The sequence below is a fragment of the Nocardia sp. genome, from assembly GCF_025465275.1.
GTDB lineage: Bacteria > Actinomycetota > Actinomycetes > Mycobacteriales > Mycobacteriaceae > Nocardia.
This window is the reverse complement of sequence record NZ_JAODNK010000062.1, coordinates 41172-55718: the sequence shown is the minus strand read 5'-3', so window position 1 is coordinate 55718 and position 14547 is coordinate 41172. Positions and strand designations below refer to the sequence as shown.

15 protein-coding genes are annotated in these 14547 nt (G+C 66.0%); 6 read left to right on the top strand and 9 right to left on the bottom strand.

The window, feature by feature from the left end:
• Nucleotides 1-44: 44 nt before the first annotated feature.
• Entirely contained in the window at nucleotides 45-458 is a 414-nt protein-coding gene (mscL, locus tag JWN03_RS13780) for a large conductance mechanosensitive channel protein MscL (RefSeq protein WP_297614384.1), read from the top strand.
• A 92-nt stretch (nucleotides 459-550) separates the two neighbouring features.
• On the top strand, nucleotides 551-2101 hold the full coding sequence (locus tag JWN03_RS13775; RefSeq protein ID WP_297614382.1) for an MFS transporter: 1551 nt from the start codon (nucleotides 551-553) through the stop codon (nucleotides 2099-2101).
• Nucleotides 2102-2107: 6 nt separating this feature from the next.
• Here the strand turns inward: JWN03_RS13775 and JWN03_RS13770 are convergent, their stop codons facing one another.
• The 3 genes from JWN03_RS13770 to JWN03_RS13760 form a co-directional block, all read right to left on the bottom strand.
• A complete protein-coding gene (locus JWN03_RS13770) occupies nucleotides 2108-2794 on the bottom strand; it encodes a GAF and ANTAR domain-containing protein (protein WP_297614380.1) in 687 nt (228 codons plus the stop codon).
• A gap of 128 nt (nucleotides 2795-2922) precedes the next feature.
• Nucleotides 2923-3615: a CDGSH iron-sulfur domain-containing protein gene (locus tag JWN03_RS13765; protein WP_297614378.1), complete on the bottom strand. Its 693-nt coding sequence runs from the start codon at nucleotides 3613-3615 to the stop codon at nucleotides 2923-2925.
• Nucleotides 3616-3620: 5 nt separating this feature from the next.
• Nucleotides 3621-4925 (bottom strand): YhgE/Pip domain-containing protein, encoded by a 1305-nt coding sequence (locus JWN03_RS13760; protein ID WP_297614376.1) that lies wholly within the window; start codon nucleotides 4923-4925, stop codon nucleotides 3621-3623.
• A gap of 79 nt (nucleotides 4926-5004) precedes the next feature.
• Here JWN03_RS13760 and JWN03_RS13755 point away from each other — a divergent pair, with 79 nt between their 5' ends.
• Both JWN03_RS13755 and JWN03_RS13750 read left to right on the top strand, forming a co-directional pair.
• Nucleotides 5005-5613 carry a TetR/AcrR family transcriptional regulator gene (locus tag JWN03_RS13755; RefSeq protein WP_297614374.1) on the top strand — a complete coding sequence of 203 codons (609 nt, stop codon included), beginning with the start codon at nucleotides 5005-5007 and terminating at the stop codon, nucleotides 5611-5613.
• 86 nt (nucleotides 5614-5699) lie between these two features.
• Entirely contained in the window at nucleotides 5700-6329 is a 630-nt protein-coding gene (locus JWN03_RS13750) for a TetR/AcrR family transcriptional regulator (protein ID WP_297614372.1), read from the top strand.
• A gap of 56 nt (nucleotides 6330-6385) precedes the next feature.
• Here the strand turns inward: JWN03_RS13750 and JWN03_RS13745 are convergent, their stop codons facing one another.
• A complete protein-coding gene (locus tag JWN03_RS13745; RefSeq protein ID WP_297614370.1) occupies nucleotides 6386-8497 on the bottom strand; it encodes a prolyl oligopeptidase family serine peptidase in 2112 nt (703 codons plus the stop codon).
• Between the two features lie 158 nt (nucleotides 8498-8655).
• On the opposite strand from JWN03_RS13745, the gene JWN03_RS13740 reads away from it, so the two are divergent.
• Nucleotides 8656-9309: a DUF4132 domain-containing protein gene (locus JWN03_RS13740; protein WP_297614368.1), complete on the top strand. Its 654-nt coding sequence runs from the start codon at nucleotides 8656-8658 to the stop codon at nucleotides 9307-9309.
• Here the strand turns inward: JWN03_RS13740 and JWN03_RS13735 are convergent.
• From JWN03_RS13735 to JWN03_RS13715, 5 genes are all read right to left on the bottom strand, one after another.
• Complete coding sequence (locus tag JWN03_RS13735; RefSeq protein ID WP_297614367.1) at nucleotides 9285-10742, bottom strand: FAD-binding protein; 1458 nt, start codon at nucleotides 10740-10742, stop codon at nucleotides 9285-9287. The genes JWN03_RS13740 and JWN03_RS13735 overlap by 25 nt on opposite strands.
• Nucleotides 10739-11230, bottom strand: a complete 492-nt coding sequence (locus JWN03_RS13730) for a VOC family protein (protein ID WP_297614365.1) — start codon at nucleotides 11228-11230, stop codon at nucleotides 10739-10741. The genes JWN03_RS13735 and JWN03_RS13730 overlap by 4 nt, the downstream gene beginning before the upstream one ends.
• Nucleotides 11231-11329: 99 nt before the next feature.
• Nucleotides 11330-11986 (bottom strand): TMEM175 family protein, encoded by a 657-nt coding sequence (locus JWN03_RS13725; RefSeq protein WP_297614363.1) that lies wholly within the window; start codon nucleotides 11984-11986, stop codon nucleotides 11330-11332.
• Between the two features lie 123 nt (nucleotides 11987-12109).
• Nucleotides 12110-12790: a VC0807 family protein gene (locus tag JWN03_RS13720; RefSeq protein WP_297614361.1), complete on the bottom strand. Its 681-nt coding sequence runs from the start codon at nucleotides 12788-12790 to the stop codon at nucleotides 12110-12112.
• Between the two features lie 129 nt (nucleotides 12791-12919).
• Nucleotides 12920-13357, bottom strand: a complete 438-nt coding sequence (locus JWN03_RS13715; RefSeq protein ID WP_297614359.1) for a MarR family winged helix-turn-helix transcriptional regulator — start codon at nucleotides 13355-13357, stop codon at nucleotides 12920-12922.
• A gap of 63 nt (nucleotides 13358-13420) precedes the next feature.
• Here JWN03_RS13715 and JWN03_RS13710 point away from each other — a divergent pair, with 63 nt between their 5' ends.
• A complete protein-coding gene (locus JWN03_RS13710; protein ID WP_297614357.1) occupies nucleotides 13421-14500 on the top strand; it encodes a substrate-binding domain-containing protein in 1080 nt (359 codons plus the stop codon).
• Nucleotides 14501-14547: the final 47 nt, after the last annotated feature.

Below are 14547 nucleotides of genomic sequence, written 5' to 3'. Positions count from 1 at the left end.
GCGCAGAAGATTACGAATTCGTCACGGATTGGATTTCCTGCGTCATGTTCAAGGGCTTCAAAAACTTCCTGATGAGGGGCAACGTCATCGATCTTGCGGTCGCTGTCGTGATGGGCACCGCATTTACCGCCATCGTCACCTCGGTGACAAAGGGGCTGGTAGAGCCACTGCTGGCAACGGCGGGGGGTAATAGCGAATTCGGCCTGGGCTTCCAGATTCTGGCAGACAAGCCCTCGACCTTCGTGGCGCTCGGCCCGATCATCAGCGCCGGCATCAATTTTGTCACGGTCGCGGCGGTGCTCTACTTCGTTCTCATTCTGCCGATGACGCATCTCAAGTCGCGGCTCGTGAAGCCGACTGTCAAGGCCGACCCCACCGAGCTGGAGCTGCTCGCCGAGATCCGCGATCTGCTCGCGAAGCAGCGGTCCGAGAAAACCGACGAGCTCGACAACAGGTAACAGGGGTTTCCGCCGCCTCCCCGGAACGGCGATAGGGTGCTAGCCAGAGCGTTGCTGGTATGTCGCGAGTACCTATCCGAGGAGGCGGGAACGTGGGTCGCATCCCACCCCGGCAGTTATCGCAGGAACTGCCAGGCAGCAGCCGTGCCCCGATAACCGGCCGCTGGGCGATGCTCGCGGTGCTGTGCGCGAGCCTGCTGCTCGTCGCCATGGATGCCACGATTCTGAATGTGGCGCTGCCATCACTGATCGACCATATGGATCCCAGCCCCATGCAACAGCTGTGGATCGTCGACCTCTATGGCCTGGTCCTGGGCGGCCTGCTCATCACCTGCGGTGCGATCGGTGACCGATTCGGCCGCAAGCGCCTGTTCATTGCCGGATTCATCCTGTTCGGCCTGGCCTCGGTGGTCGCCGCCACCTCGCATACGCCCACGCAGCTGATTGCCGGTCGCGCACTGCTCGGCATCGGCGGCGCCATGGTGATGCCGTCCACGCTCTCGATCATTCGCACCATCTTCACCGACGATCACGAGCGCACCCAGGCCATCGGCATCTGGGCCTCGGTGGCGGGCGCGGGTGCGGCCATCGGTCCGCTGGTCGGCGGGCATCTGGTGCAGTCCTTCGGCTGGTCGGCGGCCTTCTGGCTGAATGTGCCGGTTGTCGTGTTCACCGTGGTGGCCGGACTGTGGCTGCTGCCGGAATACCGTGCGCCGCAACACGGCAGCCTGGACTGGTTCAGCGCGGTGCTCTCCGTGCTCGGCATCGTCGCGCTCGCCTGGGGTATCAAGCATGTGGCCAAGGGCAATCCGGCGGCGGTGGATCTGGTGATCCTGGCCGCCGCAATACTGCTGCTGGGACTGTTCACCTACCGCCAGCTGAAATCGCCCGATCCGCTGCTGGATGTGCGGCTGTTCCGCAATCGCGCCTTCACGGCGGCGGCGCTGGCGACGCTGCTGGCCATGCTCGCCATCGGTGCTGCGCTGTTCCTGATCTCGTTGTGGCTGCAATACATTCACGGCTACACGCCGTCGGAGGCGGGCCTGCGCACCCTGCCCGCCGCCGTCGCCATGCTGCTCGGATCACTCTCGACGCCGTGGCTGCTGCAGCGGGTCGGTGTGCGCGCTCTGATGGGCGTCGCGCTGGGTGCGGTCGCGCTGGGTTTCGCGGTGCTGGCGGCCGTGCCGGACACCACGTATCCGCTGGTGGCGCTGGTGCTGTTCACGCTCGGACTCGGGGACGGGCTGGCAATCACCACGGCCGCAGCGGTTCTGGTGTCCGCGGTGCCTGCGGAGCGCGCCGGAATGGCGGGCGCGGTCGAGGAGACCAACTACGAATTGGGGATCGGTCTGGGTGTGGCCCTGCTGGGCAGTATCCACGGCCGCCTGTTCGTCTCACATATGACGGATCTGCCGCTACAGGGCGATCAGCTCGATACCGCGCGCGGTTCGGTCGGCGGGGCGGCCTATGTGGCGGACCAGGTCGGCGGACCGGCCGGGGCGCATATTCTCGAAATCGCCCAGCACGCCTTCGATTCCGCACTCACCACCACCTCGTGGATCTCCGCCGGCATGGTGGGCGCGGTGGCGGTGCTGACGGTGGTGCTGGTGCCGCGCGGCTTCACGGCCACCTCCGCGCACTGAGCGGTTTCACTCGGATTCGATGCGGAGGCGGCACTGCACCACGCGGTGCGCCACCTCCGCCAGCGAAAGATCATGGGTGAAGGCGTATCCGCGCATCCGGGCGTACGCATCGGTGATCTCGATGCCCAATTGCGCGCTGGTCATGCCCGCCGCCTGGTGAATCCACTGACTGGACAACGGTTGTGCCCACTGCTGCGCCTGCACGCCGGAGGCCAGCACCAGGCTGGCGGTCACCAGATCGGCAATGTGCAGGGCCGCCGACATGAGCCGTGGCCCAGGGCGGCCGAGCGCATCGCGATACAGATCCACCGCGCCGAGCCGAATCGGTCCCAGCCGCATGGGCACCGCGAACATGGAACCGGAGACCGCCGCGCCCGCAAGGGCTTCGGCGAAGCCCGGCCACTGCTCGCATTCGGAGTGGAAGTCGCTGACCAGCACCGGCACCCCGCCGGTCACCGCCGACGTCGCCGGGCCCTCCCCCGCGGTGGCTTGCGCGCACTCCACCGTGCCGGCGAATTCGTCACTGGCACACCAGGGTTGCATGCCCGCATCGCGCTCCTCCAGCACGATGGCGGCACGACGGACCGGCAGCACCCGAATGCAGGCCCCGCAGACCGCTGTCAGCCCACCGCCCGCATCTCCGACCGCGCGCAGGAATTGTCCTGTCAGCTGGTCGAACTGTGCGGAACCCATGCCACGAATCCATCCCACGAGCCGCCCCCAATGATCATCACGCCGGATGAGTGATTCGGTGCCCGAGGCCAATGGTGCCGTCACAGCTCTGCAACGAACAGGGCCGAAAGTCACTCGGCCCCAATCGGTCACCGCGCTTGGTCGTCGCCCGGCGAGTCGGTGAATCCGATGGCGGCATGGCTGCCGTCGCAGAACGGCTTATTACGCGATTCCCCGCAGCGGCACAGTGTTACCCGGTTGCGCAGCTCGTAGTCGGTGCCGTCGGCGGCGGTGACCCGGATGCCGCCGCGCACCCAGTACGGCCCGCTGACACCCTTCGCCGGATCCTCGACCAGACCAATGGATTTCGGCAGTTCCGGTTCGAATGCGGTGCGCTCGGCCAGATTCCAGGCGACCAGGCGACCGGACGGGCAGTCCTGCGATTGCTGCCGGGTGGCCGCGGCGGCCTGCGCTCCCGGCTGTTCCACCAGATTCCAGACCTGGCCGTCGGCATCGCAGAAGCGGGCGAACGCGCACAGCTGCTGCGCATCGGTCAGGGTGAGCTCCGGGCCGTCCTGTTCGGTGGCCTGTGCCAGATACGGTGCGCGCGTGGCGACTTCGGTGCCGTCGAATCCGATCTTGGCATGCGTGCCGTCGCAGAACGGCTTCTTGCCCGAATGTCCGCACCGGCACAGGCTGTAGCTGTCGCCCGGCGGCTGGACCGGGTCACCTTCCTGCCACTCCCGCGAGGTGCCCGCCGCATCGGTGCCGATGGTCTGCGTCGCGAGCGGGACCGCGCCGGTGACGCGATACGGGCCGTTCTCCGTAACCCTGATCTGCACAGGAACTACTCCACCAGCACCTCTGCATCGGGCTTGTGCGACACGCCGAGCCGCGACAGGCCGCGCAGGTCGTAACCGTGGGTGGCGATCGCACCGAGCAGCAGACCGGCGGTGAGACCGAACAGCGTCATCCACAGACCGGTACTCAGGCCGGCTTCGAGATGCCCGTCGAAGAAGAGCAGCGAGCGCACGGCCAGGTAGATCTGGTGCATGGGTTCGAAATTCGCGAGGAAGGCGATATAGCGCGGAGTCGCCTCGATGGGGATGCTGCCCGAAGAGGACGGCAGGCCCAGCACCACGAAGACGATCATATTGATCAGCAGACCGGCGGTACCGAAGGCGGCCAGCACCGACAGGCCCGTCACACAGACGGCGATGATCGCGAGAGTGCCGTAGAGGAACAGCGGCAAGGCATGCTCGATCGGCATATCGAGCAGCTTCGCGATGCCGAGGAAGACTCCCGAGGAGATCGGCGCGATCACCACCGCCATGGCCCATTTCACCAGCAGGGTGCGCCAGCGTGAGATGGCCACCGGCGGCAGGTGCCGGTACCAGGGGCCGTATTCGGCGGGCACGTAGCCGAGCACATTGTCGACCATGGAGTGAATGATCATGGCCCCGCTGAATCCGATGAACAGCAGGATGAGGGTGTAGAAGAAGGCCGACAAACCCTGGCCGGTGCCCTCGGGCAGCGGATGGAAGGCGCTGACACTGACATCGATCGGCTTGGCCAACTGCAAGCGCGCCGCACCGCTGAGCTCGGTGGGCGCGACGCCCGGGGCGGGTTGCAGTTTCGCCTTGACCTGGGCGGTGAGCTGCGCGCCGACGGTGTCATTGACCTGGGCCATGGCCCGATCGGTAATGCGCTGCACGATCGAGGCGGAGTAGGTGCTCGCGCGCGGATTGGTGTGCACGCTGATGACGGGTCGCTCGATATCACCGGGCACCACCGAGGCGGCAGCCAGGATGGTGAGCCGCTTCGTGAAATCGCTCGGGATGACGATCTCGCCGTAGATGCGGCCGTCGGAGAGCAACCGCTGGGACTCGCTGATGCCGATCACCCGCAGGTCGATCTTGTCGGCCGGAATCTGCGCGGTCAGCGCGTCGGTGATCTGGTTGCCGATATTCATCGGCTTCCCGTCGAGGACGTCGCCGTTGTCCTGGTTCACCAGCGCGATCGGGAAATCGTGCAGGTTTTTCTCGGGATCGGAGGTGTATCCCAGGTACATGGTGCCCATCAGCGCAGCCAGCAGGGTGACCACCAGGACCGGTCCGATCCAGCCGCGCAGCGGCACACTGTTTTTCGTCATAGCAAGTGTCAATGTAGGCACTGACAACAAAGTAGTCAATGCCAACATCGCGGAGTGTGTCCGATATCCTGCAATGACCATGTCTCGTCATGACACCGTTGTCGCCACCCAGCGCTCGTATCACCACGGCGACCTCCGAGCCGAACTCCTGCGCCGCGCCGAAGCGCTGCTGCGCCGCGGCGGGGTCGACGGGCTCTCGCTGCGGCAGCTCGCCCGCGATACCGGCGTTTCGCACGCCGCCCCGAGCCGGCACTTCCGCGATAAGCAGGCGCTGCTGGACGCGCTCGCCGCCGCGGGCTTCGAACGGCTCGGCGCCTCCTTCGAAACCGTCGCGGCTTCCGGCACCCTGCTCGAGCGCGTCACCGCGGTGGCGCGGGCCTATATGCGCTTCGCCATCGACAATCCGGCGCTGCTGGCCGTCATGTTCGCGCGCAAGAGCCGGCAGACCCCGGCCATCGAGGCGGCGGTGGGTAAGGCGCTCGCCATGCCGTTCGCCATGATCACCGATGGCCAGGAGCTCGGCGAGGTGGTGGCCGGTGACCCGCGGCGAATCTGCCTGTCGGCCATGGCGGCGCTGCAGGGGCTGGCGACCTTCGTGGGATCGGGCTTTGTGACCGCCGAGGATGCGGACGGACTTTTCGAAGAGACCGTGACCCACATGTTGGACGGTTTGCGTCCCCGTCGCTGAATTCCCGGCACTCCCCCGTTACCTTTGGTGCGGACCATAAAGAGCGCGCTACACCGAAGGCAGGCAGTGAAACCCGAGGGCAGGCAGTGACGATCGAGGGCAGGCAGTACGGCGGCCGAGCCGTCACCGAACGGAAAGCCGAACGCCGGCAGCGGTTTCTCGATGCCGCCATCCAGATCTTCGGTGCACGCGGCTATGCCAACTGCTCGCTCGCCGATGTGTGCGCGGCCGCCGGACTGTCCAAGCGGCAGTTCTACGAGGAGTTCGCCACCCGCGAGGATGTACTCGTCGCCGCCTACGACCAGATCCAGGACGCGGCCGCCGCCGCGCTCGGCGCCGCGCTCAGCACGCTCGGCCCCGATCCCGAACCCCGCGATACGGTCACGCTGGTGCTGTCCGCCTTTCTCGAATCGGTCGGCGCCGACCCCTATCGCGCCAAGGTCGCCTTCGTCGAGGTCGTCGGCGTCAGCCAGGCCATGGAAGAGCACCGCCGCGCTCGCCGGCACGTCTGGGTCGCCACCATCCGGGCTGCGCTGGAACCACTCGCCGGTCCGAGCGCCCGCATGCGCGGTAATTCGGATATGGCGGGCAGCGCCTTGATCGGCGCGGTCAACGGCCTGGCCCACGAATGGCTACTGTCGGATCCACGGCCGCCGGTCAGCGAACTCGTCGACATGCTTGTGCCCATTGCGGTTTCGCTGATCATCAGCGACTGACACCCGCTGAAACAGTCTCCTTCCCGGGGTCCCCGGGGACATGGACCCCGGGATCCCTACATCAGCTGCCGCATGAAGTAGGTGTATTCGAGGGCGCTGGTGTGCGCCTTGTCGTCATTGTTGGCCCCGGCACCGTGACCGCCCTGGGTGGCCTCGTAGAACAGGTACGGGTCACCGAGCGCGGATAGTCGGGCGGCGAATTTCCGAGCGTGCTGCGGCCCGACACGGTCGTCCTTGGTGGTGGTCCAGACGAAGGGCTCGGGATATTTCACGCCGGCCTTCAATTGCGCATAGGGCGAGATGGATTCGAGGAAGGCGCGTTCGTCCGGGTTCGCCATCGACCCGTACTCGCCCACCCAGGAGGCGCCCGCCGCGATCTTCTCGTAGCGCTCCATATCCAGCAGCGGCACCTGAATGTCCACAGCGTTCCACAGCTGGGGATGCTGCGTGAACTCCACACCCATGAGCAGCCCGCCGTTCGAACCGCCCTGGATGCCGAGGTGCCGCGGTGTGGTGACATCCCGGGCGATCAGATCGTCGGCGACCGCCTCGAAATCGTCGAAGGCCTTCTGCCGCTTGGTCTTCAGCGCCGCCTCGTGCCAGGCCGGACCGTACTCGCCGCCACCGCGAATATTGGCGATGACGTACACCCCGCCGTGCTCCAGCCAGGACTTACCGGCCAGCCCGTTGTAGGCGGGCGTGGAGGAGAGGCCGAACCCGCCGTACGCGTAGACAATCGCCGGATTGCTGCCGTCATACTTCATATCGGCCGCGTGCACGATGAAGTAGGGCACCTTGGTGCCGTCCGCCGAGGTGGCCTTGATCTGCTCGACCACAAATCGCGACGAATCGAACCGCGCGGGTGCGGATTTCACCGGCGTGGCCTTGCCGTCAGCGGTATTCACGCTCCACAGCGTGGACGGAGTGAGCAGCGAGCTCACCGACAGATAGGCGATATCCCCGTGCGCATCACCGTCGACGGTGAGCACGGTCGCATTGTCCGGCAGCACAACCGGCGCGCCCGACCAGCTGCCGTCGGGCTGCGGCGTGTAGACGGTGGCCCGCCCGCGCACGTCGTACAGCGAGGTCACCACCAGGTGCCCGCGGGTGGTCAGCAGGTGCTGAAAGGTCTCCTGCGGACCGGGCACGTAAACCACGGTCGGCTTCAAATGCTCGGGGTCCCGGGCCAATTCATCGGAATTGAGCGATACCAGCGACCCCGACCGGAAGGTGGTGCCGCCGACGGTCCAGTCGTCCCGCAGCGAGAGCACCACCCGGTCGCCGACCATGCCCTCCAGCTCGGATTTCGGCGGCAGTGCCGTCCGCACCGGCTGCCCCGCACCGACCAGATCGAACTGCGCGTCGAAGAACGACGGCCGGCGCACAATCAGACTGGCACGCTTGCCATTACCGCCGTCGAGCGATATCGGTGCGGTGGCCAGGCCGTCCGACGGATCGCCGCGCAGCAATTCCTCCGCCTGCGCGAGCGGCTGACCACGCTTCCAGCGCTTGACGATATAGGGGTACCCCGAGGTCGTCTTCTCCCCCGCCTGCCACTCCCGCGATACCAGCAGGGTGTTGTCGTCGGCCCACGAGACGTACTGCTTGCCCCGGTCGAGAGTGAACCCGTCCGCCACGAATTGACCGGTGGCACGGTCGAATTCGCGTACCGTCACCGCGTCTTCGCCGCCCTCGGACAGGTTCACCAGGCAGCGGCTGCCGGTCACCGGTGCGCAGATCATGCCCTCCCACACCCAGTTCCGGTTCTCGGCCTTCGCCAGTGCGTCGAGATCGAGCACGGTCTTCCACTGTGGTTGCGGCGACTCGTAATCGGCGACGGTCGTCTCCCGCCAGATGCCCCGCTGATGATCGGCGTCCTGCCAGAAATTTCCGATGGTCCCGTCGTGGAATTCCGGCACGGGCAGGCGGTCCGGCGCATTGCCAATAGCCACGGCCTGCGCGAGATTGTCCGCATAGTGTGAATCCTGCTCCAGCACACCGAGTGCCTTGGTGTTCTCCGAAGCCACCCAGGCCTGCGCACGCGGAGAGTCGACCGACTCCAACCATTGGAATGGATCGGGCGATGCCGCCGAACCCCCGCATCCCGCGACCATGATCGCCGTCAGCACCGCTACCGCACCCCGCCGAACCTGTCCCCCGCGACCCATGAGATCTCCCCTGTGATGATCATGTGCCCGCTCCGATAGAAGCGTCGACCAAGCACACTACCGTCGCCGACCGACACACTGCCGAATCTGTCGGTGCCGCACGGCAAGATTGTCGGAGCTACCCGGCGGACGGAAGGAAAGGCGGTGTACCGGCCGATATGACCACCGAACAGACACGGCGGCTGGAGTCCGCCATGGTCGATGGCCGCCGCTGGCGGGCCGCTGCCTATCGCACGCTCGTGGTCGAACATCCGGTGCTGGGACCGGTGGCACAGCAGCTGGTCTGGGCGACCTTCGACGCCGCGGACATGGTGACCGGATCATTCCGGATCGCGAACGACCACACCCTGCTCGACGTCGACGGCGAGTCCTTGGAGCTACCCGCCGACGGATTGATCGGCGTAGCCCACCCGCTGCCACTGGGCACCACGCTCGAGCAGTGGCGCGGACTCTTCGCCCGCGAGGAACTACGCCAGCCCTTCGATCAGCTCGATCGCAGCCTCTATCGGTTCACGCCCGAGGAAGCGGCCGCCGATCAACTGACCCGCTTCGTGAATCGGCGGGTGCCGACCGGCAGGATCTACGGTGTGCAGCAACAGGGTTGGGAGCTGTCGCACACCGCCCTGTATCGCCGGTTCACCCCGAAACGCGAGGTGACGGTCACGCTGACTCCGGGTATCCAGGGCGGCTACCGCTACCAGCCCGATGAACAGCACATCGTCTCGGTGCAACTCCGAGGCGGCGAGTTCGGCATCTTCGACGCCATTACCGCCTCGGAGCTACTACGTCAGTTGGAGCGGCTGGCCGCGTGAAGTCCGGTACGCCGGCCGAAGAACGATCCGGAGCCCAGCTGGGTACCGCTGGCATAACCCTTGCCGTCCTGCGCCAGGGTCGAGCCGTTCGCACCCGCCGCGTACAGGCCCGGTACTGGTGCACCGTTGTCGCGCAGTACCTCTCCGTTCACCGAGGTCCACAGCCCACCCAGGGTGAACCCGGCGTACAGCGCCTTGCCCAGGGTCAGATCGAACGCGCCCCAGGGCCCCTGGTCCTGCGGCTGCAACCATTCCGAGCCCTTGTGGAAGTCCGGGTCCTCACCCTTCGCGGCGTGTGTGTTGTACCGATCGAGCGTGGATTGCAGTGCCTCGTAAGGGATCCCGAGCGCGGTAGCCATCTCCTCGACCGTCTCCCATCCGTCGATGAACGGGGCGAGTGGGAAGTTCGGCCGCTCCATATGCTCCGAGTCGACAATGAGATACGCTGCCGCGCCGGGCTGTTCGAGCGCGAACGCCGAGGTCCGGGAGTGATAGGAGTCCTCGGAGACGAACCGCTTGCCCTCACGGTTCACCACAATGCCGGTGAGCAGCTTGGACGGCGGATACACCGGTGCGGTCACGAATGCCTGATCCATATTCCGCGTCGCGGCGCCTGCCGAGATGCCGAGCCGGATGCCGAGTCCGTCGTCATAGGTGGTGCCCAGCACGAACGGCTTCTCGGCGAGCTGCGGCACATGCTCGGCGACCATGTCCGAGTTCATGACGAACCCGCCCGCGGCCAGCACCACCGATTTCGCCCGCACCGCGCCGGTCTCCCCCGGCCGCCGCCACTTCACGCCGATGATGGCGCCGTCGGCATCGGCGACCAGATTGGTCACGCCGGTCTCGTACTGCACCTCGACCCCGAGCTGGGCGGCCCGCTTCACCAGCAGTTCGATCACCAGCGCCGCGCCCTGGGTATCACCGGGCACCGGCACCTTGTGCCCGCGCGGGGCCGGTACGGCCTGCTCGCGGTACGGCCAGACCTTCTCGTTGCCGGTATACATCAGCCCCTGCGTTCCGGGCTGGATCACCGCTTTCTCCGGGTAGTAGCTGCGCTCGAATTCGAAGCCGAGCCCCTCCAGCCAATCGAAGTGCGCGGTGCTGCCGTCGCAGTAGGCGCGAATCTTCTCCGGCTCGGGTTCGCGCGCCACGGCCGTCAGATACTTGTACATCTCGTCGGCCGAATCCGCATGCCCGGTCGCCTGCTGTACCGCGGTGCCGCCGCCGAGGTAGAAATGCCCGCCGGCCAGCGCCGTGGTGCCGCCGGCGACCGCCGCGCGCTCCAGCACCAGGACGCGCGCACCCTGTGCCGCGGCCTCCACCGCCGCGCATCCGCCGGCGATTCCGAAGCCCGCCACCAGTACGTCGACTTCGGTGGTCCACTCGGTAATCGACTCCGCCGCAATGATTTCCGGTATCTGTGTGCTCACTGCGCTTCCCTCTTGATCTGTTCGAAGAACGTCCGCATATTGATACCGACCTCCGCGAGTTCGATGAACGGCACCCCGGCATCGGCGCCGTCCAAATAGGCGAACCGCATCTGCCCGCCCATGGTGCCCTGCTGCACGACGGGGATGCCCTGTGCGGCCGCTTCCCGCAGCGCGACATCGAAGTCGTCCGGTTCCATGCAGATGTGATGCAGCCCCGGCCCGCTCTGCTCCAGGAATTCGGTATAGATCGAGGTCCCGCGCACGGGCTGGATCAGCTCCAGCTGGGTGTCGCCGCTGTAGGACAGCGAGATGTGTGCCGTGAAGTCCGCGGGTTCCCCACGGTAGGTACAGGTTTCGGGTCCGAAATGGATATCCGGCATTCGTGTCCAGTGCTGTGCCCCGAGGGCGGCGCCCAGGAATTTCTCGCTCTGCCCCACATCGGCGACCACCCAGGCAATCTGGGTGACGGGCCCCTTCGCCACGCTCATCACTGCTCCGTTCGACTACTCCAGTGGCCGCCGCCCGTTGCGAGCCGCGCTCCACCCACCACCGGCAGTTAATCACAGCCGCTTAAATTTGCAGCCGCCTTACTCATCGACACCCACGTCGCCCATGGCCGTCCACCCCTGATTACTGACCCCGTAGAAGATCGCCACCAGCAGGAACAGCACCAGCGCCACCACCGGCTGCACGAACCCGATCGCCGTGCACACCGCGTAGATCACGATCCCCGGCCAGGCCCGCCACCCTTCATGGCGCGCGAAGGCCGCATCGAATCCCGGCCGGAACATCTCCGGTCGCTTCGCCAGTCGCCACCACATGGGGGCCCAGGGGATCGTCATGAGCACACCCACAATCCCGTACAGCGTCACCGCGGTCGCGGAATCGCGGCGCATCCCGTGCGCCACATTGTCCGCGACCACCGCGGTCGGGAACGGCACGATCGAAACCCCCAGCAGCAACACCAGATTCCACCACCGCAATACATTGTCGATGCGGCGCAGCCGTCCGAAGAAGGTGTGGTGATTCATCCAGATCACCCCGATCAGCACGAACGACGCCAGATACGCCACATAGGACGGCCAGATCTGCTCGAGCGCCTCGAGTAAATGCCCGTCCTCATGCGGCGGTACCCGAATCTCCAGGATCAGCAATGTAATTGCGATAGCCATGACGCCGTCACTGAACGCCTCCACCCGCGCAGTCCCCGACAGCGCCGTACCCGGCGGTGCATTCTCAGCCATGTCGCGAGCCTAACTGCACGCCGAAATATCCTCTCTCGGAAGGCAATACCACCGAGAGCGCACCGGCCCGGACAACAACGAAGGCCCGGTCCCTCCGGACCGGGCCTTCGTACTGCGGTCGCGCTATTCGGCGTTCTTGCGCACACGCTTGATCGTGCGAGCGCTGATCATCATGAGTGTGGTGATGGTGACCACGATCAGCACGCTGCCCAGCCAGGCCATGGTGTGGATGGGCAGCTGGTAGGCGAGCACCACGCGCAGGATCGCCTCGGCGAGGAGCCCGACGCCCCAGAGCACCGCGAGATTCCGGTAGCTGCGGCGCGCATCCGGATCGTTCTCGTAGGTCGCCACCAGAATGGGCAGCCGATGCGGAGCCGAGGTGGCCACCGCCTTGCGCGCCGCCGCATAGGTGAGCGGCTTGCCCAGCATTGCGCTGATCAGGAAGGCGAGCCCGATGACGGCGGTGCCGAACGAGTCTTTGATGATCATGATTCGGGGATCGCCGCTGATCAGCGAGCCGACGAGTCCGATAACGAAGACGGCGAGCACAAGCACGGCCATGGCGTCGATCTTTCGCGCCCGGATGGCCGGGATCCCCACCATGACCGCCGAAACGACCGCACCGGCCAGCAGCGCGATGAAATCGGAGTATCCGAGCCAGTGCAGGACGAAGTAGGCGATCGTCGGAATCGCGACATCCCGGAGGATCGGAGCGAGCATGCGACCGATACCCGGCCGGCCCGGCTCCGGCGACGTGGCGGACTGCCGGTGCGATGCGGTCCCGGTGGTTTCGATGGCGGCCATAGCTGCGACTCCCCTGTTAGTTCGACTGTGCGCTACCAGAAATGACGCTACGGACGGACGGGCTCCACCAGATCTGCCAACCATCACCTCCTCGCCATGACAACTGTCATGCCGAGCGATGCGAGAACCTCAGGCGTGCGCCGATTCGGTCGAGTGCACCCGGTCGATCAGGGTGGTCAAGGCACGGGGCAGGCGGCTGTCGGCACCGAGCAGATCGAGGCCGCTCTCGGCGATGGCCTTGCTCATCACCTGATAGGTGATGAGGCCGCGGCGGGTCGGGAAGACGAGCACCCGGCGGCGGTCGGTGTCATCGACCTTGCGGTGCACCAGATTGTCGGAGATCATCGCGTCGATCAGGCGCGTCAGGCTGGCGCCGGCGAGCAGGGTGGCCTCCGCGATCTGCGACATGGAGCGACCGCCTCCCTCGGCGACAGCGGCCAGCACGTGCCACCGACCGACGGAGGTTTCCCCGATGCAGGCCGCGATCGCGCGATCCAATTCCTGTGATGCCAGGCGCACCAGTCGCGCCAACTCCTCCAGCGCGGCGGGCGCAGTGCTATCGTCCACCACAGCACTATATACAACGCCGTATGGTAAAGATTCAAATGGAAATATACGGTGGTGATTTCCATGGCACCCTTGATTTCTCGCACCGGCCGCACAACGGTGGATATCGCGCTGGTCGTTCCGCTGAGCGGGCCCGCGGGCATGTTCGGGCCGTCCTCGGAGGCATGCGCAGCCCTGGCCGTCGAGGACATCAATGCGATGGGCGGCATTCTGGATCGCCCGGTGCGGCTGCATCCGATCGATTCCGGTGCACCACTGCCGCAATTAGCCGCACAGATCGGCCGAATGGTCGATCACGGTGAGATCGACGGTGTTGTCGGCTGGCATCTGTCCAATGCCCGCAAGGTCATCACACCGCAGACCGCGGGCCGAATTCCCTACGTCTACACCACTTTCTACGAGGGTGGCGAGAATTCCGACGGCGTCTACATGGTCGGCGAGACCCCCGATCAGCAGCTGTTCCCGGCATTGCGCTGGCTGCGCAGCGAATTCGGCATCCGGCGCTGGTGCTTGATCGGCAACGACTATGTGTGGCCGCGGGAAACAGCACGGGCGACAAGGGAATTCACCGCCGGCACCGATATAGACGTGGTTGGCGAGGAGTATGTACCGCTCGGCAGCCGTCGTTTCGGCCGCGCCCTCGAACTGATTCGCCACTCCCCCGCGCAGGGCGTCCTGCTGTTCATGGTGGGCGCGGACTGCGCGGCCTTCAATCGGGCCTTCGCACGCGCCGGACTCGACGACGGCAGACTGCGGCTCAGCATGATGATCGGCGAAGATGTGCTGTACGCCGGTGGACCGGACAGCACTCGCGGATTGCACACCGCCTCAGGCTATTTCGAAAGCGTGGTCTCTCCGGAGGGCATGGATTTCGGCAGCCGCTATGTCCGCCGTTTCGGTACCTGCGCACCCGCACTCAACAATATCGGCGAATCCTGTTACGAGGGCATGCTGCTGTTCGCGTCACTCGCCGAAGCCGCCCGCAGTCTGGATCTGCGCACTATAGAAAGACATGCCGCGCAGGTCAGTTACGGTGGTCCGCGCGGTGAGGTCCGGGTGCGCGGTGCGCACACCACCCAGCCCGTATTCCTCGCCGACGCCGACGCACTGCGATTCAGCGTCCTGGCCGAGCTCAACACCTGACGCCGACCGGGTACCCATGGCGGGGATCACCATGGGTACACGGTCGC